This is a genomic window from Pseudomonas sp. GW821-FHT12A04, assembly GCF_058807755.1.
Genome location: NZ_JBXAQZ010000016.1, coordinates 136,426 through 161,328, shown reverse-complemented (window position 1 = coordinate 161,328; position 24,903 = coordinate 136,426). Strand labels below are relative to the sequence as shown.

Annotated in this window: 20 protein-coding genes and 1 pseudogene; 13 read left to right on the top strand and 8 right to left on the bottom strand. The window is 56.3% G+C overall.

From position 1 onward, the window contains the following. Window positions 1–29 precede the first annotated feature (29 nt). From AC1RS8_RS24135 to AC1RS8_RS24125, 3 genes are all read right to left on the bottom strand, one after another. Window positions 30–1,130, bottom strand: coding sequence for an AraC family transcriptional regulator (locus AC1RS8_RS24135; RefSeq protein WP_458372981.1), 1,101 nt, complete (start codon window positions 1,128–1,130; stop codon window positions 30–32). Window positions 1,131–1,139: 9 nt separating this feature from the next. Continuing rightward, window positions 1,140–2,249: an alcohol dehydrogenase catalytic domain-containing protein gene (locus tag AC1RS8_RS24130; RefSeq protein WP_458372980.1), complete on the bottom strand. Its 1,110-nt coding sequence runs from the start codon at window positions 2,247–2,249 to the stop codon at window positions 1,140–1,142. 438 nt (window positions 2,250–2,687) lie between these two features. After that, a complete protein-coding gene (locus AC1RS8_RS24125) occupies window positions 2,688–3,467 on the bottom strand; it encodes an IclR family transcriptional regulator (protein WP_458372979.1) in 780 nt (259 codons plus the stop codon). Between the two features lie 287 nt (window positions 3,468–3,754). Between AC1RS8_RS24125 and srpA the strand changes: the two genes are divergently transcribed. The 6 genes and pseudogenes from srpA to AC1RS8_RS24095 form a co-directional block, all read left to right on the top strand. Beyond that, window positions 3,755–4,849 carry a solvent efflux RND transporter periplasmic adaptor subunit SrpA gene (srpA, locus tag AC1RS8_RS24120; RefSeq protein ID WP_458374828.1) on the top strand — a complete coding sequence of 365 codons (1,095 nt, stop codon included), beginning with the start codon at window positions 3,755–3,757 and terminating at the stop codon, window positions 4,847–4,849. Window positions 4,850–4,860: 11 nt separating this feature from the next. Next, window positions 4,861–8,010: a solvent efflux RND transporter permease subunit SrpB gene (gene srpB / locus AC1RS8_RS24115; protein WP_458372978.1), complete on the top strand. Its 3,150-nt coding sequence runs from the start codon at window positions 4,861–4,863 to the stop codon at window positions 8,008–8,010. Further along, the gene (gene srpC, locus AC1RS8_RS24110; RefSeq protein ID WP_458372977.1) at window positions 8,000–9,412 is read left to right on the top strand and encodes a solvent efflux RND transporter outer membrane subunit SrpC; all 1,413 of its coding nucleotides are present in this window, start codon (window positions 8,000–8,002) and stop codon (window positions 9,410–9,412) included. The genes srpB and srpC overlap by 11 nt, the downstream gene beginning before the upstream one ends. Before the next feature lie 174 nt (window positions 9,413–9,586). Continuing rightward, window positions 9,587–9,904 carry an antibiotic biosynthesis monooxygenase gene (locus AC1RS8_RS24105; RefSeq protein WP_458372976.1) on the top strand — a complete coding sequence of 106 codons (318 nt, stop codon included), beginning with the start codon at window positions 9,587–9,589 and terminating at the stop codon, window positions 9,902–9,904. Next, window positions 9,894–10,181, top strand: a complete 288-nt coding sequence (locus AC1RS8_RS24100) for a LysR family transcriptional regulator (protein WP_458372975.1) — start codon at window positions 9,894–9,896, stop codon at window positions 10,179–10,181. Before AC1RS8_RS24105 ends, AC1RS8_RS24100 begins: the two co-directional genes overlap by 11 nt. 64 nt (window positions 10,182–10,245) lie before the next feature. Next, window positions 10,246–10,359: pseudogene (locus tag AC1RS8_RS24095) on the top strand (hypothetical protein); the annotation flags it as partial. Between the two features lie 150 nt (window positions 10,360–10,509). Here AC1RS8_RS24095 and AC1RS8_RS24090 read toward each other — a convergent pair. The 4 genes from AC1RS8_RS24090 to AC1RS8_RS24075 all read right to left on the bottom strand — a co-directional run bounded on the left by AC1RS8_RS24090 (window position 10,510) and on the right by AC1RS8_RS24075 (window position 13,498). Continuing rightward, a complete protein-coding gene (locus tag AC1RS8_RS24090; RefSeq protein ID WP_458372974.1) occupies window positions 10,510–11,082 on the bottom strand; it encodes an NADPH-dependent FMN reductase in 573 nt (190 codons plus the stop codon). Between the two features lie 38 nt (window positions 11,083–11,120). Then, entirely contained in the window at window positions 11,121–11,672 is a 552-nt protein-coding gene (locus tag AC1RS8_RS24085; protein ID WP_458372973.1) for a cupin domain-containing protein, read from the bottom strand. A gap of 69 nt (window positions 11,673–11,741) precedes the next feature. Next, window positions 11,742–12,857, bottom strand: coding sequence for an alcohol dehydrogenase catalytic domain-containing protein (locus AC1RS8_RS24080; protein ID WP_493163818.1), 1,116 nt, complete (start codon window positions 12,855–12,857; stop codon window positions 11,742–11,744). Window positions 12,858–12,916: 59 nt separating this feature from the next. Continuing rightward, a complete protein-coding gene (locus AC1RS8_RS24075) occupies window positions 12,917–13,498 on the bottom strand; it encodes an amino acid synthesis family protein (protein WP_458372971.1) in 582 nt (193 codons plus the stop codon). 127 nt (window positions 13,499–13,625) lie between these two features. Here AC1RS8_RS24075 and AC1RS8_RS24070 point away from each other — a divergent pair, with 127 nt between their 5' ends. The 3 genes from AC1RS8_RS24070 (at window position 13,626) to AC1RS8_RS24060 (ending at window position 16,818) form a co-directional block, all read left to right on the top strand. After that, entirely contained in the window at window positions 13,626–14,477 is an 852-nt protein-coding gene (locus tag AC1RS8_RS24070; protein WP_458372970.1) for a fumarylacetoacetate hydrolase family protein, read from the top strand. Window positions 14,478–14,518: 41 nt separating this feature from the next. Further along, the gene (locus AC1RS8_RS24065; RefSeq protein ID WP_458372969.1) at window positions 14,519–15,079 is read left to right on the top strand and encodes a VOC family protein; all 561 of its coding nucleotides are present in this window, start codon (window positions 14,519–14,521) and stop codon (window positions 15,077–15,079) included. 92 nt (window positions 15,080–15,171) lie between these two features. Beyond that, window positions 15,172–16,818: a bifunctional 3-(3-hydroxy-phenyl)propionate/3-hydroxycinnamic acid hydroxylase gene (locus AC1RS8_RS24060; protein ID WP_458372968.1), complete on the top strand. Its 1,647-nt coding sequence runs from the start codon at window positions 15,172–15,174 to the stop codon at window positions 16,816–16,818. A 71-nt stretch (window positions 16,819–16,889) separates the two neighbouring features. Here AC1RS8_RS24060 and AC1RS8_RS24055 read toward each other — a convergent pair whose 3' ends face one another. After that, entirely contained in the window at window positions 16,890–17,576 is a 687-nt protein-coding gene (locus AC1RS8_RS24055) for a GntR family transcriptional regulator (protein WP_458372967.1), read from the bottom strand. Between the two features lie 454 nt (window positions 17,577–18,030). Here AC1RS8_RS24055 and AC1RS8_RS24050 point away from each other — a divergent pair, with 454 nt between their 5' ends. The 4 genes from AC1RS8_RS24050 to AC1RS8_RS24035 are packed head-to-tail and all read left to right on the top strand — an operon-like array spanning window position 18,031 to window position 24,687. After that, window positions 18,031–19,683: a DUF1302 domain-containing protein gene (locus tag AC1RS8_RS24050; protein WP_458372966.1), complete on the top strand. Its 1,653-nt coding sequence runs from the start codon at window positions 18,031–18,033 to the stop codon at window positions 19,681–19,683. 24 nt (window positions 19,684–19,707) lie between these two features. Next, window positions 19,708–21,060: a DUF1329 domain-containing protein gene (locus AC1RS8_RS24045; protein WP_458372965.1), complete on the top strand. Its 1,353-nt coding sequence runs from the start codon at window positions 19,708–19,710 to the stop codon at window positions 21,058–21,060. 25 nt (window positions 21,061–21,085) lie between these two features. Further along, window positions 21,086–22,273, top strand: coding sequence for a WD40/YVTN/BNR-like repeat-containing protein (locus AC1RS8_RS24040; RefSeq protein ID WP_458372964.1), 1,188 nt, complete (start codon window positions 21,086–21,088; stop codon window positions 22,271–22,273). Further along, on the top strand, window positions 22,270–24,687 hold the full coding sequence (locus AC1RS8_RS24035; protein WP_458372963.1) for an efflux RND transporter permease subunit: 2,418 nt from the start codon (window positions 22,270–22,272) through the stop codon (window positions 24,685–24,687). The genes AC1RS8_RS24040 and AC1RS8_RS24035 overlap by 4 nt, the downstream gene beginning before the upstream one ends. Window positions 24,688–24,903: the final 216 nt, after the last annotated feature.

Here is a 24,903-nt window from a genome sequence, read left to right as displayed (position 1 = left end):
CCTAGGTATCGATTGGTGCCTAGGTGTTTTCAACCCCATCGCCGCTTGAGCGTCATTGACGGTGATTCTCCGAACCGTTGCTTGTAATCAGTGGAAAACCTACCAAGATGGGTAAACCCCCAGTTCAATGCCGTGGACGATACTTGGGTACCCGCAAGCTGCTTGGTTTCAAGCTCCACGCGAACGCGGCGCAGACGAATCTCCTTCAACAATTGCATGGGCGATAGTCCGCGAAATCGTTGGAAGCTCAGTTGGATCGACCGAGCACTCACGCCTGTGTGCGCTGCAATCTGCGCGATCGAGATTGGTTCATGGGCATGCTCTTCGAGATAATCTTCCACCACTCGAATAACCGCAGGTAGCACCTGCTTTTCAGCCGTCTCACGTAGCGCCTGGCTGTAGTTGCTTTCGTGAGATTCGAGCAGAGTGGAAGCCAGCATCTCGCCAATTTGGCTTGCTAAATGCGGTGAGATATCTGGTCTGTTCGAAAGCTGGGTGTAGGCCCAAGCCAACGTCTGAAGCCAGCTTTGGCCAGCTAATGTATCTGTGGATAGGTGCGGCTGAAAGTAAATGTCTTGCTTGGTGCTCCGACCCAGCTGGCTTTGAAGCGTGGTTTCCAGAAGCTCTCGGTCAACGCGGATGAGCAGCTTGTCAGTGCCAGTGAAATGATTGAAGAAGGAGTGCCGGTGATAATTGAAAACCGTGGCATGTCCTGGTGTGCAGTTGAGTTGCAGCTGATCACTCACCACGTGCTCATGCCCAGTGATGACAGACTGAACCAGTACGAAGTCATCCAGCTTTCCCGGATTAATCGTTACCTCACCACCAAAGGACATCCGGGCAACCCCAGCCTTGCCGGCCGAGCGATGAAAAAAAGTAGCCCTGAAGTCGGTACCTTTTTTCTTAAGTCGGTTTTTGCAGAACATCCGTTCTCCGCATAGCACTGCCTCCTGGAGGTCAGAGGATTCGCATACGCTAAAATTCGCTAGGGCCTGATCAGAAGGTATGAACGGGGCAACATTGAGCCAGGCCATGGGCGAGCCCTCGATAGCGGCAGAGATTTGTGCGAGCAACCTAGCAATAAAGAAAGACGTGAACAACGCCATGGCGACGATCTGTGTCGTCGCCATGTTTAAGCGTTAATCATGCACGATGTGATAGTTCAGAAAGCCGCTGGCATTGTCTTGAATGTCTTCAAGGGCTTGGTTGAGCTGATCCAACGCGTATGGTCGTGGTGCCCATTGGTTGATGTCTAGCAATCCCGCCCTGATTAAAGCCATGAGCTCCTGCGCTTCAGCGGTGGTGAACCAAAGGGAACCAATATACTGCAGCTGGGTACACATAAAGGGGTGAGGATCGATAGGAATAGGCCCGCTCACACCGCCGATCTGTACGATTTTTCCGCCCGACGTCGCGGCGTTCATGGCCGAAACAGAAAGCTCAGCTGGTGCCTTAGCGCCAAGCGTATCCACAATCGCATCCACACCGAGCGGTGCCAGTGCGCGGATGGCGGAGTTTAAATCATTGCTCGTGATCTCAAGAGGGCGGATGCGTTTGGGGTCTAGCTGGTAGAGCCGATCAAGTGCCGCACGATCGCGTGCTGCAACGATGATGTCCGTCACCCCCATCGCGAGTGCGGCAATGGTCGCACCAATGCCCAAAGTCCCCGAGGCACCCAGTACCAGCAAGCTCTTGCCTGGCGTTAGCTCCAATTTTTTCAGCGCGGAATAGGCAGTGCCGAGATATCCAAGGCGCGTGGCAGTCGCAAATGGCAGGTCCTCAGCCAAGATGACCAGGTTACGTGCAGGTGCTCGAAGGTATTGGGCATACCCTGCGTGACGGTACTCGCGAAATACTTCTATCGAGGATGGACTGAACCCAAAATAGCCCATGAATGTGTAGCTAGCGCACCGAGTCGGAACACCGGCTAGGCACTGCTTGCAGCCGCCACAGCTCAGTCCGGGATTCACGTAGACTCGGTCACCTTCCTTGAAATCCTTTACGGAACGACCAACCGACACAACGGTGCCGGCGGCGTCTAACCCGAACACAGCAGGCAGCTCTGGGAGGGGAAGAAACGGATACCACTCCGGAAAGCTCGAGACGACGTTGCGCAGATTGGGAATCACGCCACAGGCGGCAGTTCTGATTAAGACGTCATGTTCTCCAACTTCAGGAAGCGGAATTTCATCCACGGTAAATTTGCCACCAACTTCGTGGAGGCGAGCAGCCATCATCGTACCTAGCATGAAGCAAACCCTCTTTTTTTCGTTGTAAGGGCTGTGGGGCTTTTGAAAGCCATTGAGGTGTGACTAGCACATCGGTCACTGCCCCAATTATCCGCTCGGCTTCAAGCGTGGCTATCCAGTTGGTGTCGCCGCTATCCAAATAACGAAGTTATTTAACGTGGCTCGGTGAAGCATTAGGTGGTGCGGCTAGATCTTGGGTCAGCTGACGGCGCAGACGCCTAACGGGCGTCTGAAAATCTATGTCCTGAAAGCGGACGGGACTGGGTCGCTGCGACCGCGCTGGCCAGCTCCCAAAGCCGCCGAAATCTGCAACGTGCCGGGCTAACGAACCCCATGTCCAAGCTCTATACCGCCTAGCAGATAGCTGAGATAAACGACTGAGAATGCGCTGACGTGTCTTCGCGGTCTCTGCAGCGGTCTTCTAGCCATTTGTTTGCTTTAAGAAGCTTTCTTGGAAGCACGTCCGATGGCGCGCTCAATTTTTTGTTTGCTGTCCCGCAATGCGGACTGCAGAATCTTCGCTCTCGAGGTTGCCCGGGAGCTTGGCAGTACGATCGCAATGGAAAAATACCCAAGATAGGTATCGAGCGGTACGGCGAACGAGCAGACCCCCTCAATGTGTTCATCTCTATCCGTTGCCACTCCTCCTGCTTGTACCTGCGTCAACTGCTTGTCGAGTGCCTTTCGGTCCAATGTATTGGCGGTGAAAACTGGTAAGGGGTCGACCAGCAACGTATGCAATGCCTCTTCTGGAAGTGTTGCCAACAGCGCCTTACCGGCGGCGGTAGACGTCGCAGGAACGTTGATCCCGATGGGGAACACGACGCGCAACTCCCGTTCCGCCACGATCCGGTCCAGGACGTAAATTTTATCGCCCGCCAATGACGCTAGGCAGACCGACTCCTGCAGCTCTTCGGCCAAAGATTGCAGGTACGGCTTAACCAGCGAAATGATGTCCGTCTGCGCTTGGTTAATGAGTTGTCCAAGTGCAGGTCCTAGCTTGAATCCCCCGCTGGGGCCTAATGCTTCAACCAGAAACTCTTCTTCCAAAGCGTTAATGATGCGCTGCACGGTTGAGCGGGGCAGGCTAACTAACTGGGCGATCGCGGCCAAACTCAAACCCTGAGGATGGTTGCCAAGTGCCCGCATGATGGAGGCTGCCCGGGCAATAACCTGAATACCTCCAGATTTTCCACCACTCTCGTCTGTTTGATTCATATCTTTCCTCGCTACAGCAAAACTGCCACGTAATCATTGATCTGGCCGCCACTTTAGTGCCGCGCTCGCTATCACGCCAGTAACCTATCAGACCCGATCGCCGTAGAAAGCCTTTGGCCACCAATCATCGTGGCCCGCTTGCACGATGGGTATCGCCAGGTGGTACACTATCCCGCATCATGATTCAGTGATCAAACGCCTCGACCCTGAGGCAGCGAGATGGAGCCAAGCCGGTGAAACACCAAAGTCCTTTGCGTGCGATACACATTCTTCCCCTGACCGCCCTCATGCTGATTTCTGGCTGTGGGAAGAAGGAGGAAGGAGTAAGCACCGCCGTGCCTCCTGAAGTAGGGGTATACACAGTTCGTTCCCAAGCATTGACCCTGACAACTGATTTACCTGGACGTACTTCGGCCAACCGAGTGGCAGAGGTACGCCCGCAGGTTTCGGGGATTCTTCAGAAACGATTGTTCACGGAGGGAGCCGAGGTCAAACAAGGTCAGCAGCTGTACCAAATCGACCCTCGCACTTATGAAGCGCAACTGCAGCGCGCGGAGGCAAACCGCACTACAGCGGCAAATCTGGCTCGGCGTTACGAAACGCTGTTGAAGAGCAAAGCAGTCAGTCAGCAGCAGTACGACGATGCACTGGCTGCCTCCAAGCAGGCTGAAGCCGACTATCAAGTTGCTCGAATCAACGTCCAGTACACCAAAGTGTTGTCGCCTATTTCCGGTCGTATCGGTCGCTCCACCGTGACAGAAGGAGCACTGGCAACCAACGGCCAGGCCCAGTCATTGGCCACTGTTACTCAGCTTGATCCGATTTATGTGGATGTGAACCAGCCGATCACCAAGCTTCTGGGGCTACAAAAAGCGCTGGAGTCAGGACGCTTGCAGAGTTCCGGAGAGAACCAAGCACAGGTCAGCCTGACGCTTGATGACGGCAGCGCGTACCCGCTTTCAGGTGTGCTCAAGTTCTCCGAAGTCAGCGTTGATCCGACTACCGGATCCGTCACGTTGCGCGCTGAATTCCCGAATCCAGACCGCAAGCTTTTGCCCGGCATGTTTGTACATGCGCTGTTGAAAGAAGGTGTTCAAGAGGCTGCGATCTTGGTGCCGCAACAGGCAGTCAATCGAGATACCCGCGGAGTTGCGAGTGTGTGGGTTGTGAAGGCTGACAACAGTGTGGAACTTCGCGAAGTGGAAACCCTTCGTTCGGTAGGAAACGCCTGGTTAATTGGTAACGGTGTGGAAGATGGTGAAAAAGTCATAACCGAGGGTGTTCAGCGCGTGCGAAGTGGCACCACGGTCACCGCTGTGGAAGCCAACAACGTCAATCTGGCAGCTGAATTCGCCATTAAATCCAAAGCCTCGGCTAACTGAGGGGGCCGCTCATGTCTCGTTTTTTTATCGATAGGCCAATTTTTGCGTGGGTGCTCGCGATAGTTGCGATGCTTGCCGGGACGCTGTCTTTGGTGAAAATGCCGATCAGCCAGTACCCTAACATCGCTGCACCCGCGGTTTCTATTCAGGTCAGCTATCCTGGTGCTTCCGCTCAAACCGTGCAGGACACCGTCGTTCAGGTAATTGAGCAGCAGCTCAGTGGTATGGACGGGTTCCGCTACATGTCTGCTGAAAGTGGGTCCGATGGCAGCATGACCATCATCGTCACCTTCGAGCAGGGTACCAACCCAGACATCGCCCAAGTCCAAGTGCAGAACAAGCTGCAGCTGGCAACGCCACGACTTCCTGAAGAAGTGCAGCGCCAAGGACTGCGCGTGGTGAAATACCAAATGAACTTCTTCTTGGTTCTCAGCTTGGTAGATCGTACGGGCAAGCTGGATAACTTCGACTTGGGCAACCTGATTGCCTCGCAACTACAAGATCCAATATCCCGTATTCCAGGTGTTGGTGACTTCCAGCTATTTGGTTCCCCCTACGCGATGCGTATCTGGCTCGATCCTGGCAAGCTCAACAGTTACCAGCTGACCCCAAGTGACGTAGCTGCCGCCATCCGCGAGCAGAATGTTCAGGTCTCGTCTGGCCAATTGGGTGGGCTCCCGACACGCTCTGGAGTCCAGCTCAACGCCACTGTGCTCGGTAAAACGCGCATGACGACTCCTGCACAGTTCGAAGAAGTGCTGGTCAAGGTAAACCCAGACGGCTCTCAGGTGCGTGTGAAAGATGTCGGGCGGGCCGAATTGGGTGCTGACAGCTTCGCGATATCTGCCAAATACAAAGAGCTACCGACTGCGAGTTTGGCGTTACGTTTGTCCACCGGCGGCAACTTGCTTGAGACCGTGGATGCTGTCAAAGCATTGATGGAGAAGCAGAAGGCCTATATGCCCGATGGAGTTGAAGTCGTCTATCCGTACGATACGACACCTGTTGTAAACGCCTCGATTGACTCGGTAGTACACACCATCATCGAAGCTATCGTGCTTGTTTTCCTGGTGATGTACCTGTTTTTGCAAAGCTTCCGAGCTACGTTGATTCCAACCCTGGCTGTTCCCGTTGTGCTGTTGGCGACGTTCGCATTGCTGCCGTATTTTGGGATCAGCATCAACGTGTTGACAATGTACGCAATGGTCCTTGCGATCGGTCTGCTCGTCGACGATGCTATCGTCGTTGTAGAGAACGTCGAGCGTCTCATGGACGAGGAGGGGTTATCTCCGCTAGAGGCTACTCGTAAGTCCATGGATCAGATTTCCGGTGCTCTAGTCGGTATCGGCATGGTCCTGTCGGCGGTCTTCATTCCAATGGCGTTCTTCGGCGGCTCGGCGGGCATCATCTATAAGCAGTTTGCCGTCACCATCGTGGTGTGCATGGGCTTGTCGATTCTCGTTGCGATGATCTTCACACCAGCCTTGTGCGTCACCATTTTGAAAGCGCCTCACGGTGATGCCCATCATGAGAAAAAAGGATTCTTTGGTTGGTTCAACCGCACTTTTGATCGCGGCACACGGCGCTTTGAACGCGGCATTGGCGCGATGCTCAAGCACCGTGGTCGGTATCTGCTCGCTTTCGCATTGATCACTGCGGGTACGGGCTATTTGTTCACCCAGATCCCCAAGGCATTTCTGCCTAACGAGGACCAGGGGTTGATGATGGTCGAAGTGCGTATGCCGCCGAACTCCTCTGCTGAACGGACAGAGGCCGTGCTTGATGATGTGCGCAACTACCTGCTGAACGAGGAAGGCGAATCGGTCGAACACGTACTCACCGTAAATGGCTTCAACTTCGCCGGCCGTGGCCAGAACTCCGGTTTGGCTTTGATCACCTTGAAGGATTGGTCCGTCCGTCACGAGGTTGGCCATGATGTGTTCAGCATCGCTAAAAGGGCCAACCAGTATTTTGCCGGGATCAAGGATGCCAGTGTCATGTCGTTTGTTCCTCCAGCCATTCTGGAGATGGGCAACGCCATGGGTTTCAACCTCTACCTGCAAGACAACTTGGGACTCGGCCATGAGGCGTTGATGGCTGCGCGTGATCAGTTCCTGCAGTTGGCCAGCCAACATCCGAAGCTTCAGGCTGTCCGTCCCAATGGTAAGGATGATGAACCCCAGTTCCAGGTAAAGATTGATGACGAAAAAGCCCGTGCATTGCAGGTGAGCATCGCCGCCATTAACGAAACTATGTCCGCTGCGTGGGGGTCGATGTACGTCAACGACTTTATTGATCGTGGTCGTGTGAAACGCGTTTACATCCAAGGTGAGGACATCTCGCGGATTTCCCCTGAGGATTTTGAAAAGTGGTACGTGCGCAACAGCCTGAACCAGATGGTGCCGTTCTCGGCCTTCGCCAAGGGCGAGTGGGTTCATGGCTCACCGAAACTTGAGCGTTACGGTGGTATCTCCTCGGTGAACATTCTGGGTGAGCCTGCACCTGGTTACAGTACCGGTGATGCAATGATCGCGATCGCCGAGATCATGCAGCAACTGCCCAATGGTATTGGTGTGAACTACACCGGCCTGTCCTATGAGGAAATTCAAACTGGCGATCAGGCACCGATGCTTTATGCGCTCACGGTGATGATTGTGTTCCTCTGTTTGGCCGCTCTGTACGAGAGCTGGTCAGTGCCTGTGTCCGTCATGCTTGTCGTTCCGCTGGGCATCTTGGGCGCAGTGGTGGCAACGCTGTGGCGAGACCTTACCGCGGATGTATATTTCCAGATCGGCCTGATGACTACTGTGGGCTTGTCTGCCAAGAACGCGATTTTGATCGTCGAGTTTGCGAAAGAGCTCTATGAGAAGCAGGGCTATCCCCTCGTCAAAGCAGCAATTGAAGCGTCGAAGCTGCGACTGCGACCGATTCTGATGACCTCCCTGGCATTTACCTTTGGTGTATTGCCAATGGCGATCTCTTCGGGTGCAGGTTCGGGTAGTCAGCATTCCATCGCTACCGGTGTCGTCGGCGGCATGATTACCGCCACGGTCCTCGCTGTGTTCTTCGTGCCACTGTTCTTCGTTGTGGTTATCAAGTTGTTCGAGGGTTTCATGAAACCCAATCCGAAAGCTGTCGAAGGAGAAAAGCATGAAGCTTAAGTCTCTGCCGATAGCCGCCTTTTTAATGCTTAGTGGGTGCAGTTTGATACCTGATTATCATCGTCCTGCACCACCAGTCGAAGCGAGTTGGCCACAAGGACGGGCTTACGATGCAAACCAGAACCTCCAAGGCCAAGTGGCCACCCTTCCGGTGGTGGCGCAATTCTTTAAAGATCCCGCGCTGGTGCGTCTTCTGAACACTGCGTTGGAGAACAACCGAGATCTTCGGATCGCGGCGAAGAATGTTGAAGCCTATCGGGCGCTGTATCGCATCCGGCGAGCAGAACAGTTTCCCACACTCGACGCGTCTGCATCGGGGGATCGTCGAAGGTTACCAGACGATCTTTCGTCCACCGGTGAGTCTGGCATCGAGAGCCAGTATCAGGTCGGATTCGTCACCGCATACGAGCTCGATCTATTCGGCCGCATTCGAAGCCTGTCAACTCAAGCGCTTGAGCAGTACCTCGCAACTGAGGAAGCCCAACGCAGCGTTCACATCACCTTGATAGGCGATGTTGCTACCACCTATTTTCTCTGGCGCACCGATCAGGCCCTGCTGGAGTTAACTGAGGCCACCCTGGTAAGTTATGTCGAAAGTTTGGACATGATTGAAGCAACTGCCGGTGCGGGAACGGGCTCCGAATTGGATGTTCGACAGGCGCGGACACTGGTCAATCAGGCCGCGGCCCAAAAGGCGCTATACACCAGGCGCATTGCAGAAGACGCCAACGCCCTACAGCTGCTCTTGGGAAGTCCAGTGCCGACGGATCGATCCAAGAGTGCGCCCTTGACCATCAGTACGATCGCTGAGGTTCCGGCAGGGCTTCCGGCGGATCTTCTGCTCAATCGACCTGATATCCGAGCGGCGGAACATCAACTGTTAGCGGCAAACGCCAACATCGGCGCCGCGCGCGCAGCTTTTTTTCCGCGCATCAGCCTGACAGCATCGGCCGGCACCTCCAGCAGTGACTTGGATGGTCTGTTCAACAGTGGTTCCGAGAGCTGGAGCTTCGTACCCCAGATCAGCGTGCCGATCTTCAACGCTGGCCGCTTGCGGGCGAACCTTGACTACGCCGAGATTCAAAAGGAGGTCAGCGTCGCAAGCTACGAGAAAAGCATTCAAACCGCATTCCGTGAAGTCGCCGATGGCCTTGCTGCACGAGGCACCTATGGTGAACAGCTCTCCGCTCAGGCACTGCTGGTGGACAACTACAAGGCCTATTTTCAACTGGCACAGCAACGTTACGATCAAGGGATAGATAGCTACTTGACCGTACTCGATGCGCAAAGGGAGCTGTTCGCTTCCCAGCAGCAACTACTCAATGATCAATTAGGGCAGATTAATAGCGAAGTGCAGCTCTATAAAGCTCTCGGAGGAGGGTGGGAAGCCCATCGTCTTTAAAGGTGCGGCGGGCGACGATTTATGCATCTCAATCAGTGATTAAGAGTGAAGTTGATGTTCGCGCTGTATTAGCTGAGCTAAGTCCTCGCTTGTCCGTCTGTGAGTAAGGTTTCCCTCCGTCGGTTTCGCACTGATTAAAGAGGAACCATTCCCTTAGGTGTCGGAGTAATAGTCATGACGCTTGGAAATATAAGTACGTTGGAAGTCTGTTTTGCTGCGCCCGTAGAGATTGCGTTGATCGATAATGTGGAGATGATTCTCGATGTCTTAAAGACGCACGATGGGTGTCTGGGGTACACAATGTCCTCGCTGCAGCACGTATCGAACTCTATTCTCATTACTGGATATTGGCGTGACGAAGAAAGTATGCTCCGTCATTTTGCAAGCGTAAGCTTTTCCGAGCTTTTTGAAAGTCTCATTCCGCGCAGCTTTAGCCTGCGGTTCAAAACATTTTTCACGCGTTATGAATCTGAGGGTTGTCATGTATTTTGATGAAAAGACGCTGCTAGATGCCGATATCCACAGTTTGATTACTTTTTTGGTGGTGCATAGGGAAGGGGGAGTGAGCCGGGCTGCAGCTTGCTTAGGCGTTAAGCAGCCTGCAGTAAGCAACACTCTCGCCAGGCTTCGGGAAAGATTCAACGATGAACTGTTTTACCGCAGAGGAATCTGGTGCGCGACCGAAAAGGCCGATCAACTTGTGGAGGTTTTGGTTCCAGGCTTCAGACGTTTACAGGACGTATTGAAAGAAATGGAGAAGTCACTCTAGATTACGCAAGTTAGAAATGTTAGGGATACGCGCTGAAAGGTAGTGCCCGCCGAGGACGGAATGACGAATACGACGTTGGGAGCATGAAGCCGTATGGAGGAAATGCAGATTCGGTTGGGCACCGGAAATGATGCGCGTCCGAAAACGGACTGTTGAGCATCCCTTCGGGACGCTCAAACCGGGTAGTCAATCACAGAGCACAGAGGGTAGCGGTGAGGAAAGCCAATCGACTCGCCGAAAATGTCTTTGAATTGATTCATGCTCATGGATTGGCTCATGGCAATGTCACCTCATCGATAGTTTGTAGAGGAAAGCCTGTCGGGCACTTTTATGAGACTGGACCGCTCGCCAACATCCTGATTTCGGTTACCAGATGATCGACAGCTGTCAGCATGAACTCGATCGTTGTTTCATCGACGAAGCGGCCGTCATGAATCTTCTGATTGACTCCCGCAATGACAATCTGCGGGCTACAAACGACCCTGGACAAGGTGGCCGACAGGGTCTCTCGAAGCTGTGCTTGTGCGCGTACGCCGCCGAGTACGCCAGGCGAGGACGTCATGATCAGCACCGGTTTGTTTTTCAGTGGTGAATGGAAGCCTGGGCGCGAGGCCCAATCCAGCGCGTTTTTCAGCACGCCAGAGGTGCCGTAGTTGTATTCAGGTGAGCAGATGATCAAGCCATCAGCCTTTGATATCTGCTCTTTCAGCATGACCACCGAGGCTGGCAACGACTCTTCTTCCAGATCACTGTTGTACAGGGGGATTTCGTTCAGGGGGAAAAGGCTCATGCTTGCCCGATCATCCAATCGAGTGGAGAGCGTCTTGAGCACCGCTGTATTGGTGGACTGTGAACGCAGGCTGCCTGAAATACCGAGTAGTCGATAAGCGACGGTGGTCATAAAAATCCTCGAACCAGAGCGATGAATAATCAGCAAAGCTACCCGGTTTGTTTCCCTGAGAGCGGTGCACCGATCATTACAAACAGTGCGCGGGCAATCCGCTTGCTTTTGTTGCGCCACGCGTGCCGTGTGCCGTTTTGAATGACGATGTCGCCTGCTTTGACGAGCCGGCTCTGACCGTTATCCAGCTCCAGCCACATCTCACCTTCCAGAATGATTCCGTAGTCGATCGTGGCGGTGGTGTGCATGCCGAGGTTGTCCGGTTCGAACGTTTCGATCAGGCCGGGCAGTGCGGCACCCAACTCGTCAAAAGCTTGGGCGCCGTCGACGGGATTGTGCATGACGGTGTCGGGTGGGAAATCGAACATGGCGATGCTGGTGCCTCCCTGAGGGGGAATCAGTGACGCATGATCAAGCGTCGGGTCGCGTTCGTTTTCAAGCAGTGTCGGCTGGGCGGGAGTCGTCCACAGCTGCGCCATTGCGTGTCCCGGTATCGAGGCAAAGGATTGTGCCCTTGGGGCAAAGTCATCTGAAACGAACACCGAGTTGCCCCGTTCGTCGTGGCCGGTCACGATTCTTCTTATCTTCATGTGGAGTACTCAACGAGCAGTCAGGGCGCCGGCGAGGGGAGGGCGAACCGCTTCCCTCGCCGGAGTTGATCAAGGGCAGATGACGTAGTTGCTGAAGCCGCCATGACGGTTTTCGATACCCGTTATGGCGCTGTTGACGTCCTCCAGGCGGAAAGCCGTGTTTTCGAAGAACGAGAGATCGAGCACTCCGGATTCAACCATGTCCGCCATAGCCTGGCCTTGGCCGGTGGTGAACCAGGCCGATCCGCTGATCTGGATGTCGTTGTCCATGATCCAGTGCAGATCGATGGGGACTTCGCCGGCGATGGCGCCGACGTTCACCAGGTGCCCGCCGCGATGAAGGGATTTCAGCGCCTGGGTCAGGCTCTCATGGGGGGCGCCAGGGCCCAGGGCATCAATGACCACATCGACACCCTCGCCATGGGTGACTTCATAGGCCCATTCATTGGTGGGAATCGTACCCAAGGTATGGATTTCAATCCGGCCTGGGGCGGCCAGGTCTTTCACCTTCTGGAACAGGTCCTGGTTTCTGGCGGTGCCGAGAATCTTTCGAACGCCCATGGCCAGCGCGAGCGCGACGGCGCCCAGGCCGAGTGTGCCGCTGATCCCGTTGATCAGCACCGTGCTGCCCGGGCCGACGTTGGCCTTGAGCAAGGCCTTGTAGGCGGTGCCCATGTAACCCAGGCGTGCGGCGGTTTCAAAACTGATGTTGTCCGGCAGTTTGACCAGGCTGTATTGCGGTGCGGGGATGTACTCGCAAAGGCCACCATAGGGGTAGTCTTCGAACATGCGCGGGCTTTTGGGGGTGAAGCCGAAATAGCCATTGAACGTATAGGCGGTACAGGCAATGGTGTTGCCTGCGCGGCAGGCCCGGCATGAACCACAGTGTCGGCCAGGGTTGACGTAAACCCGGTCACCGACCTTGAAGTCGTAGACCTGGGCGCCGACGGCTTCGACGACACCTGCGGGGTCCAGCCCGAAAATCGCCGGGAGCTTCGGCAGCGGGTTCTGCGGGAACCATTTGACCCAGTTGGTGAGGATGTTGTGCAGGTTCGGCACGATCCCGCAGGCCTTGACGTTAACCAATACTTCGGCCGGACGAATTGCGGGTACGGCCACTTGCTCGATGACCATGGGTTTACCGCCTTCATACAGACGTGCGGCGCGCATAGTTTTTGCTGTCATGATGTTCTCCAACACACATATTGTTTTTGTAGTGGTGCAAAGCTTCAAATCTTCGGCATTCAACGCAACCCGTCTTCGCCCTTCACGTCGGCGGCGGCCAGGCCACCGAGTCGTGCATGAATCCTCCCGCCGGTGGCCATGGCCAAACCAAAAGCGATCTCGCTACGACGAGGGCCATCCCATACGGTCATTTCCGCCACGCCGAAATGGCTACGAACATAGGCGGCCTGGACGTGTCCGAGCGGGATCATCACCCGGCAACCGGGGCCGCCGATGGTCTTTGCCGCCGGCACGATCGCCTTCGGATTGCCGAGCGCTTCGCGCATGGCCCAGCCCCCGGCTTCATGCCAGACCGCCCCATGTTCCAACTCGCCGTCTTCGCCGACGATGGCGCCCTTGCCATAAGCCTGTACATGTCCGGCGCCGCCCAGCGCGTGGATCAGTTGCTCGGACAGTTGCGCGCCCAGCCCCCTTAATTCCTGCATGAACGGCAGCAGATCCTCGACAAACCGACCTGCATAAGGGTTGGCGACCACGGCGGTGGCGACCGCTATCCTGAGGGGGACCGACGAGCGCGGCCCGCCTTCGTGGAATACCTCTTCGACGTCCAGCTTGATCTTGCGAACCATCACCAGCGACATACCGTTATCTCCAGAACCGAGAGCTTCATACAGCTCGTTATTTTTTTGTACCGGTCTTCCGCATTATGCATTTAATGATGTATGGTGCAAGGAATTAGTTTTTGTGCATAAAAAACAGGAGAACAAGATGAAGCTTATTTCGTACCGCAAAGAGGGAAAGGCGCATTACGGCGCCGTGTCCGGGGATGGGGTGGTCGAGCTGACCGGTCGATTTGCGCAAGCTGCGGATCTCGCTTCCTTCCTGGCCGAACCTGCCCTGTTGCAGGAGGCGCGCAAGATAGTAGAAGCCGCTCAACCCGATTACCCCTTTTCAAGCGTCCAGCTGGAAGCGGTCATACCCAATCCCGGCAAAGTGATTTGCGTGGGCATCAACTACGTAGCCCACGCAGAGGAGGCCGGCAGAAAGGTCGGGGAGTTCCCGGTGATTTTCCAGCGCTTCGCCGAAACGTTGCTGCCCCATGGCGAACCATTGGTACGGCCGCAGGTGTCAGAGCAGTTCGATTTCGAAGCCGAACTGGCGGTGGTGATCGGCAAGGGGGGCGCACATATCGATCCGGCCGACGCGATGAACCATGTCGCCGGGTACACCTGCTTCAACGACGCCAGCGTTCGCGACTGGCAATTCCATACGCACCAATACGGCATGGGCAAGACGTTCAGGAAAACCGGGGCGTTGGGCCCATGGCTCATTCCGGCCTCGGAAATTTCCGATTACCGTAAGCTGGTAGTCAGGGGAGTACTCAATGGCGAGCAGTTACAGGAGGGCAGTCTTTCAGAGTTGGCCTTCGACATTCCGCATCTGATTTCCTATGTGTCGAAAGCACTGTCATGGAACCCGGGCGACATCCTGGCAACCGGTACGCCGAGCGGGATCGGCTTCAAGCGCAATCCGCCGATCTTTCTCAAACCCGGTGACGTTTTCGAAGTGGTTATTACCGAGATCGGCACGCTATCGAACGGCGTTATCGACGAAGCCTAAGCGTCGTCCTCTGCACAATCATAAGAATCTGGAGGTTCCAAATGCCCGCTTTACCGACCATCAATTTCACCCATTCCGGCGTGTTTTGCGCAGACCTCGATCGTATGGTCGATTTCTACTGCCGCACCTTGGGTTTCATCGTCAGTGACAAAGGTGTCGCCTCAACGGGCCATCGGCTGTTTTTCATGACGCAGAATCCCGAGTTGCATCACCAGGTCGTGCTCTTCGATGGTAAACCCATCGACCTGCCCTTCAACCCGATCAATCAGTTGTCGTTTCTGCTCAATTCGCTGGATGACCTGAAAACCTATTACCAGTTCGCCAAAAAAAGCGGCATTGAAGGGATCGCACAAGTGGACCACGGCAATGCCTGGTCGATGTACTTCAAAGACCCTGAAGGCAACCCCATCGAAATGTATGTCGATGCACCGTTCTACACCGCACAACCCTGCAAGGAACCCCTTGATCTCGAACTGCCGAGCGAGGTCATCCTGGCCCAGACCGAAGCCATGTGTAAGCGCCGCCCGGGCTTTCAGACTCGGGAGCAATGGATGAATTCCATTCGGGCGAAGATCGAAGAGCAGCGGGTTCGAATCGGTTGACAATGTGCTGATCTGTGAAGGGTTGATGGGCGCGCGCAGGCCTGTTCATCAACCCTGCGCCGCACTGGATAAAACAAAAAGCGGAGTAGACGATGGACTACGATGTCATCATTGTTGGAATGGGTCCGGTGGGTGCCCTGTGCGCAAACCTGGCTGGCATGTGGGGCCTCAAGGCCCATGTCGTGGACAAGTCCGAAACGGTGTACACCAACCCCAGGGCCATGGGTTTTGATCATGAAGTGATGCGTGTCTTTGGCAACATTGGCCTGGCCGATAAGATTGCCGAACACGTCATGCCTTATCGTCCCTCGGAGTACCACACCACGGGTTCTCGGCTGATCAAGCGCATTGATGCCGCCAAGCCTCCTTTTGCGCTGGGCTGGGCACCCAATTATGTGTTCTCGCAACCCCCCGTCGAGCGTGCACTGCGCGGCAGGATTGCCGATTTGAAGTCCGTCACTGTGGAGCTCGGTTCAGAAGTTCTGTCGGTCGATTCCAAGAGCTCGCAAGCTGAGGTACGCATTCTGGCCAAGGACGGGACCGAGCGTACGGTCACGGCAGACTATGTGCTGGCCTGTGATGGCGGCACCAGCCCGATCCGCACCCGGCTAGGGTTAAAGATGGAGGATCTGGCTTTCGATGAGCCGTGGCTTGTGGTCGATGTGATCCTCAACGAAGGGGCGGGCGAGCATCTACCGAAGACTAACGTGCAGTTTTGTGAACTGGCCCGGCCTTGTACCTTTGTCGTCGGGCCAGGGCAGCATCGGCGCTGGGAATTCATGATCAATCCCGACGAACAGCCGACGGAAATTTCCCAGCCCGAAGCGATCAGGAAGCTCATCTCCCGCTGGTTGCCTGAAGGCGATTATCAGTTATGGCGAGCATCCGCTTATCGATTCCACGCCCTGATCCTGGAGCAGTGGCAGTGCGAACGGGTGTTCTTCCTTGGGGACGCGGCGCACATGACGCCACCGTTTCTCGCGCAGGGCATGTGCCAGGGGATTCGCGATGCACTGAACCTGGTCTGGAAACTCGCGCTGGTGAAAGGAGGGCTGGCAGCGCCGGCATTCCTGCACACCTACCAGGCCGAACGGGTTCCTCATGTCCGCCAAACTACTTTGGCGGCCAAAGAGTTCGGTGTGGTGATCTGCGAACGCGATAGCGAAAAAGCTGCGATCCGCGACACGCGGATGATCCAGCAAATGACCGAGAACCCCGCAGGTACGATCAGGCAATCGTTGATTCCAGGATTGACCCAGGGGTTTGTCTCCCAGGTCGCGCCTGCCGGTGAGTTGTTCCCGCAACCGATGGTCATGAACCATGCCGGCAAGAAGGCGCTACTGGATGAGTTCACCGGCCAGTCCTTCCGGGTGGTCATTGCTCCAGGGTTTGATGCCAGCGCGTTACTGAGGTGCCTGCACAGCAGTCAATCGCTTAAAGGCCTGCCCATCCATGTCGTGCGATTGGTCGGTCCTGAACAGTCAGGTCCACGCACCGCCGATGATTACCAGGAGGTCGACGGATTGCTGGCGCAATGGCTTGAGCGTCGAGGCTGTAATGTCGTCATCGTGCGGCCGGATCACTATGTGTATGGCGGGGCGGTCACCGTTGCCTGGGCGATGGAGCTGCTGGAAGCAATGGAGCTGGCGCTGTGGTGCAAGACGCCCGAACAGGCTGCCCGAAGCGAGGGTGGCACCAGCGACCCGATGATCAGGTTTGCGCAGGTACAGAGCCAGTAACAGACAAAAGTCCTTCGCCTTGCACTGTCCACGAAAGCAGTTGCAGGGTGAAGGACTTTTTTGCAATCGCGTTATTGAAGCGTGGCTTGTTGGCGCTCTATCGCTTCGATGGTTCGCTCCAGGGTGTCCTGGATGTGGTTGCGCAGCAGCGTCACCGCCTTGTCTGCATCGCGTGCAAGCGCCGCATCCATCAGGTCCTGATGCTCATTGCCCTTATGCCGTTGGCGGATTCGCTGTTTGGCAGAGAAGCGTCTGTAGCGCTCGGCCCGGTCGAAGAGCGAGTCAATCATCTTCAGCATCAATTGTGATGGGCAGGCCGCAAACAACGCGAAGTGGAAAGCCTTGTGCCGATTAGACCACTCATCGTCGAGTACGAGCACGCCAGTTCCCAGCTTTTTCTCAATCAGATTCAAGCGGTGAAACGCGCCGAGCACATCGGCCTCCCACGCGTCATCGCCGTATTCGATGGCATCGCCCAACGCCTCGCATTCCAGTAGACAGCGCATACGTGTGATGTCGCGAAAGTCCGTGGTGGAAATCGGAGCAACCCTGAACCCCTTGTTGTCGCTGGCTTCGACGACGCCGTCCTGCGTCAGTCGATTTAGCGCCTCACGGATAGGGGAACTGCTGAGCCCGTAGGTTTTGGATAGTTCGGCGACTTTGAGTTTTTCGCCGGGGGCCAGCTCGCAACAAACAATCGCCTTTTTCATCTTCGTCAATGCGACTTCGATCAGCGGACTGTTGGGGGAGGGGATCATGGTCGGTCATCCTGGAATTTGCACTAAACGGATTTTATGCGCAAAAAGTTGTTTGGTGCAAAGGATGAATGTCGCCTTGCGCACAAATTTTCTTGCGCCGCAAGGGAAAAGTTGAAGGGCAGACTTTTCCGGCGCTCTAGACCGGGCCTTTGCCTCCTAACGCCTTCTCTCCATCGATTTCAATGCTCGCGCCTTTGCGGCCTCCATGGACCGCCCGCCTGCCGCAATCATCCGAAATAGGTTCCCGAATCTGCTTGACATTGAATTTGTGCAGGATTACGTTTTGTGCACAAAGTCATTTTAAATGCAATAAAGCATATTTACGCATAAATGGTTTGGCTCTTGAAGCTGACCGGAACGCATAGGGAAGAAACCTCGCAACTCCCGTGGTATTCGCAGCCAAACGCTGCGAGTGGATGACCTTTTACAAAAACAAAAAAACAGGAACATCTTCATGAAAACAGCCAACCAGTGGCTCTGCCCATTGCCGGTTTCGAGCCTCGCCTGTGCAGTCGGCGCCACGGTACTACTGAGCCTTTCAACGCCATCGCAGGCCTTTCAGATCGACACGGGGAACCCCGATCTTTCGGCGACTTGGGACAACACCATCAAGTACAGCAACGCGTGGCGCGTGAACAAACTCGATCACAAAGTCGCGGTCGGCCCAGGAACAAACAACAGCAATCCCAACCTGGACGACGGTGATCGAAATTTTGACCGCGGGCTGATCTCCAATCGGCTGGATGTCTTGTCCGAATTCGACATCAAGTACAAGGACGTTGGTGCCCGTCTCAGCGCGGCCTCCTGGTACGACGATGTCTACAGCCACGATAACGACAACGACTCGCCCGGCACCGCCAACTCGTTGAGTGTCGAGTACGACGAGTTCACCAGCGACACCCGGCGCATCCACGAACAGCACACTGAAGTCCTCGATGCCTTTGTCTATGGCTCCCGGGAAATCGGCAGCACTTCGTTGTCTGGGCGGTTGGGGCAGTTCACCCAGATCTATGGTGAAAGCCTGTTCTACGGAGCCAATGGTATTGCCAATGCGCAGTCCACTGTCGACCTGGTGAAGCTTCAATCCGTACCCAGCTCGCAGTTCAAGGAAATCCTGATGCCCACCCAGCAGGTCTCCGGCAACTGGCAGCTCAACGATACGGTCAGCATCGGCGCCTACTACCAGTTCAAGTGGAACAAGACGCGACTTCCTGCGGCTGGCAGCTATTTCAGCGGTGCGGATTTTGTCGGCGAAGGCGGGGAGCGGGTGTTCTTCCCTACCGGCGAGCTGCGCCACGGCAAAGACATCGATGCCAAGGATTCAGGGCAGTTTGGTGCACAGCTGAAATTCGCTGTCGAGGACTGGGAGTTCGGCCTGTACGCCGCCAAGTATCACGAAAAGACCCCGGTGTTCTACTTCCGGCCCGCCGCGCTGGTCCCCGGTGCCGATGACACCTTCGTCAACGTGTATCCCGAGGACGTCAAGGTCTTCGGCGCGAGTTTCAGCACCCTGGTCGGCGAAGCCAACATTGCCGGTGAAACCTCGATTCGGGTTGATACGCCGTTGGCCGGCGTCGGCGGCACGATCATTACGGGCTTGGGTTCCGACAACGATTCAAACCCGGCCTATCCCATTGGCCGGTCGTGGCATGCCCAGGTGTCGATGGTCAATGTCTACGGCGGCTCGGCGCTGTGGGATGGTGCATCGTTGATCGGTGAGCTGGCGTTCAACCGGCGACTGAGCGTGACCAAAAATGCCGATCAGCTGGAGCCCAACAGCACGCGCGATGCCTTTGCCCTGCGCTTCACTTTCGAACCGCAATACTTCCAGGTCTTTCCTGGCATCGACATCCAGGCCCCGATCACCGTCGGCTACAACCCCTCCGGGCGCTCTTCGGTCACGCCCCAGGCGTTCGGCCCTGAACACGGTGGGGACCTGACCCTGGGCCTCAAGGCAGATTACAAGAAACAGTGGTACGCCTCGCTGACCTACACCAACTTTTTCGGTGAGACCGGACCGATCATCGACGCCTCCAATTCGTACACCTACCAGCAAAACATGAAGGACCGGGACTTCGTGGCGTTCTCGATCCAGCGAACTTTTTAAGCAAAGAACAGGCGGGCTCTGATAATGACAAAAATTAAACTGCTGTTGCTTTCCACCCTGTCGATCTCCCTGTGCGCCAACAGCGCATTTGCGGCGGTGAGTCCTGACGAGGCGGCGAAGCTCAAGACCAGCTTGACCCCCCTTGGGGCAGAAAAAGCCGGCAATGCCGATGGCTCGATTCCGGCCTGGACAGGCGGGCTGACCAAGGACGTGGCCGGGGCCAAATTCGGCGATGTGCCGGTCGATCCGTTCCCAGGTGAAAAAACGCTGTTGCAGATCACTGCGAAGAACGCGGCGCAGTACGCGGACAAGTTGAGTGAAGGGACCAAGGCCTTGCTGGCCAAATATCCCGAGACCTTCCACCTTGATGTGTACCCGACCCATCGAACCGCCGCGGCCCCCGACAGCGTTTATCAGAATACCTTCGCTAACGCGACTCGGTGCAAGACCACCAGTAACGGACTGTCGGTGGAGGGCTGTTATGGCGGCATTCCGTTCCCGATTCCGAAAACCGGGAATGAGGTCATCTGGAATTTCCTGCTGCGTGTCGAGGCCGAATCCATCCAGATGGGCTACACCAACATCATTGGCAATGCCGACGGCACTCGCACCTTGGCCAGCCGTGGCGTCGAGAACTGGCAATACCCGTACTACTTCAAAGACGGCGCAGTGGACAAATGGAACGGGCAGTATGCGCTGCTGCGTTTCCTGACCAACGAACCCCCGTTCAAGGCCGGCGAATCCCTGGTGACACACGACAGTATCAACGCCCAGGAACCTCGGGAAGCCTGGCAGTATCTGGTCGGCCAGCGTCGAGTGCGCCGCGCCCCGACCGTGGGTTATGACACCCCGGACTTCGTCGCGTCCGGTGCCAACTACTTCGATGAGGTGCATGGCTTCATCGGTCATCCGGATCGTTATGACTGGAAGCTGGTCGGCAAGAAAGAGATGTACATCCCGTACAACGACAACAAATTCAACGCCGAAAAACGCGAAGATGCCTTTGTCGCCAACCACATCAATCCGGACAAGGTGCGCTGGGAGTTGCATCGCGTCTGGGAGCTGGAGGCTACGGTCGCCCCGGGCAAACGCCATGCCGTGCCCAAGCGCAAATTCTTCATCGATGAAGACAGCTGGACGGTGTCGCTGGTCGACGGCTATGACGCCGAAGGCAAGCTGTGGCGCGTGTCCCAGGTGCTGCCATTCGTAGTGCCTTCCATTCCGGCGGTGGTGGTCAAGCCCGTGGTGATCTACAACCTGCAAGCCAAGACCTACAGCGTCGTTCAGGGTCTCAACGGCGAAACCTACAGCGTCATACCGCGCAAGCCCGAGAACTTCTTCACCGGTAACTCGGTAGCATCCGGATCGGTGCGCTGAGCCTCGCAACTACTTGTTCAACTTTGTGTTCAATGGACGCCGTGGCACTGACGCGGCGTTCATTGAACCGCATCATCGAGGCTCGAAAATGCGTATTCATACTCCCGGGTTTTTTCACCGGCATCTGTTCAAGGCGTTGACGCTGAGCGTGTCGATCGTGACGACGCTGGCTGGTCCGGCAATGGCGGCACCCAGCGACGGCTTGCCGCTGCAACCCTCGATCACCAGCGCCATGGCGGTGCAGTCCGTGATGCTGAGCGTTGCGCGGGCAGGGCAACGACTTGTCGCCGTGGGCGAAAGAGGCTTCATCATCGTCTCGGATGACAATGGCAGCACCTGGAGGCAAGTCAGTTCTCCGGTCAGCATGACCCTGGTCAAAGTACGTTTCATCGATGATCGCCAAGGCTGGGCGGTCGGCCATGCCGGTGTGATCCTGCACAGCCAGGATGGCGGGCTGAGCTGGAGCAAACAGCTGGATGGCGTGCAGGCGGCCGAGATCGAACTGCAGGAGGCCAGGCAGGCCCTGGAGAACCCTGGCGATGCGGAAAAAGCCCGCGAACGGCTTTCGCAAGCACAACAACTGGTGGACGATGGCCCCGACAAACCGTTGCTTGACCTGCTGTTTCTCGACGCCAGAAACGGGCTGGTGACAGGCGCTTACGGCCTGGCGTTTGCCACCCACGATGGCGGACTCAGCTGGCAATCGATCCGTTCCCGAATCGATAACCCCAACGGCTTGCACCTCTACAGCATCGAGCGGGCAGGACCGGACCTGTTCATCGCCGGCGAACAGGGCACGCTGCTGCGCTCCAGTGACGAGGGCCAGTCCTTCGAGTCGCTGGCGTCCCCTTATGAGGGCACGACCTTTGGACTGCAGGCGACCGGCAGCGGCTCGATAGTGGCGTTCGGTCTGCGCGGCAAGGCTTTCGAATCCAGGGATCGCGGCCAGACCTGGCAGCGCCTGGACACCTTGCAACCTATCACCCTGACCAGCGGCCTGCGGCTTGACGATGGCTCGGTACTGCTCACCGACGAATCAGGCCGAGTGCTGCGGTTCACCGACGGCGCCAGTACAGCGTCAGTGCTTCCTGTGCCGCAGCCCGGTTACTTCACCGGCATGGCGCAAGCCGCCAATGGCGACCTGATCATCAGCAGTGCACGGGGCATGTTGTCGTCCGCAGTTGCAGTGCAATCGTCGGAGCACGATCAATGAACAGTTTTACCCATACTGCCGAGCCTCACACCGTCCCTGATACCAGCACCTTCGACCCTGCTTCCGGCACGCTGGTTGAACGGCTGTTGTTCAATCACCGGCGCATCATTCTGGGCATTTGTGTCTTGCTCAGTTTGTTGCTCGGCTACCAGGCACTGGGTCTCAAGCTCAACGCCGCCTTCGAAAAGATGATCCCGACCGATCACCCGTATGTGCAGAACTACCTGCAGAATCGCGGCCAGCTGGGGGAGGGTGGCAATACCTTGCGGATTGCGATCGAGGTCAGACAGGGCAGCATCTTTGATGCTGCGTACCTGGAGACGGTCAAGAAAATCAACGACGAGGTTTTTTTGCTCCCCGGCGTCGACCGCTCATACATGAAGTCCCTGTGGACGCCGGCGACCCGCTGGATTGGCGTGACGGAAGAGGGCTTCGATGGCGGCCCGGTCGTCCCTGACAACTACGATGGCTCTGCCGGCAGCCTGGAACAGGTGCGACAGAACGTCGAACGCTCGGGCGAAATCGGCCGTCTGGTCGCCGCCAACTTCAAGTCCAGCATTGTCCTGTTGCCGCTTCAGGAAACGGCGTCCGATGAGGGGCAGCCGCTCGACTACAACGCACTTTCCAGCCAGCTCGAACAGATTCGAGCCAAGTACGAAACCGACAACATCAAGATCCACATCACCGGTTTCGCCAAGGTGGTGGGCGATCTGATCGATGGCATGCGGCAGATGCAGCTGTTCTTCGCCGCAACGCTGGTGATCTGCGGCATCGTGTTGTTCTGGTACACCCGCTGCATTCGCAGCACGCTGTTGGTGTTGCTGTGCTCGATCATCGCTGTAGTCTGGTTGTTGGGATTGCTGCCGACCCTGGGCTTTGATCTGGACCCGTACTCGATCCTGGTGCCGTTCCTGGTGTTTGCCATCGGCCTGAGCCATGGCGCGCAAAAAATGAACGGCATCATGCAGGACATCGGACGCGGTGCCGACAAGTTGGTGGCGGCGCGCTTCACCTTTCGCCGGCTGTTCCTGACCGGGTTGATGGCGCTGGTGGCCGACGCCGTAGGTTTCGCGGTGCTGATGATCATCAGGATTCCGGTGATCCAGGACCTGGCCGTCGCCGCGACACTGGGCGTGTTGACCCTGATTTTCACTAACCTGATTCTGTTGCCCATCCTGTTGTCGTATACCGGCGTCAGCAAAGCGGCGGCGTTGCGTGAAGCGGCCAACGACAAGTTCTCGCAGCTGGACGCGCAACATGCCCGACACCCGTTCTGGGCGTTTCTAGATCGATTCACCGAACGCAAATGGGCCAGCGGTGCAATCATCATCGCAGTGATTCTGGGGGTAGCCGGTTTCGCCGTCAGCCTGCACGTGAAGATCGGTGACCTGAATCCCGGGGCACCGGAGCTGCGAGCGGAGTCGCGCTACAACAGCGACAACCGCTTCATGGTCAGCAACTTTTCCGCCAGTAGCGACAAGTACGTGGTGATGGTGAAAACCCCGCAGTACTTCTGTGCCAATTACCAGACCCTGGTGGCGGTCGATGCGCTGGAGGCTCAGCTTCAACAACTGCCCGGGGTGGTGTCCACAACCTCATTGGCGGCACTGAGCAAGCAGGCTGCCGCGGGCATGAATGAAGGCAGCATGACGTGGTACGAGATACCCAGGAACCAAGGGTTGTTGAATGCGATCATCACCCGCGCCCCGCGCGAGCTGTTCAACCAGAACTGCGATTTGCTGACAGTGTATGTCTACCTCAAGGACCATAAGGCGGACACCCTCACCAGCGTGGTGCAGACTGTCGAGCGATTCGCGGCGACCCACAATACCGATCAAATCCAGTTCCTAAACGCGGCAGGCAATGCCGGGATCGAGGCGGCCACCAACATCGTCGTGAAACGGTCGAACGTGCAGATGCTGTTCATGGTGTACGCCGCCGTTATCGCCCTGTGTTTCATTACCTTCAGGTCCTGGCGCGCAGTGGTGTGTACAGTGCTGCCGCTGATGCTGACCTCGATTTTGTGCGAGGCCTTGATGGTGGGGCTGAACATCGGGGTCAAGGTGGCGACACTGCCGGTGATCGCGTTGGGGGTGGGCATCGGTGTGGATTACGCGCTGTACATTCTCAGCGTCACGCTCGCCAACCTGCGCAATGGCTCAAGTCTGTCCGATGCTTACTACCTGTCCCTGCTTTCCACGGGGAAGGTGGTGGTGATGACGGGGATCACGCTGGGGATTGCGGTTCTGACCTGGGTGCTGTCTCCGATCAAGTTTCAGGCAGACATGGGTATCCTGCTTGGGTTCATGTTCATCTGGAACATGGCAGGTGCCTTGATATTGGTTCCAGCGCTCGGACACTTCCTGCTCAAGCCGCAGTTGCAGCGTGCTCTCAGCAAGGGGGGCGAAGCCTGAATCGCCGCCTGTTTGCATGTACGTTGAAGCATTCATGAACGGCCAATTGCGATTGTTCTCGACAGGCAGCAATTGGCCCAGAGTGTGTAAAAATGTTGGCGCCGATGCCGAATTGCCCCAAGTGGCGACGCAAGAATGACCCATTTTCACATCCGCACAAATCCAGCACAGGTATTGGTTCGCGAGGAATCAGACTGGGTCAGTGACATCTCGGTA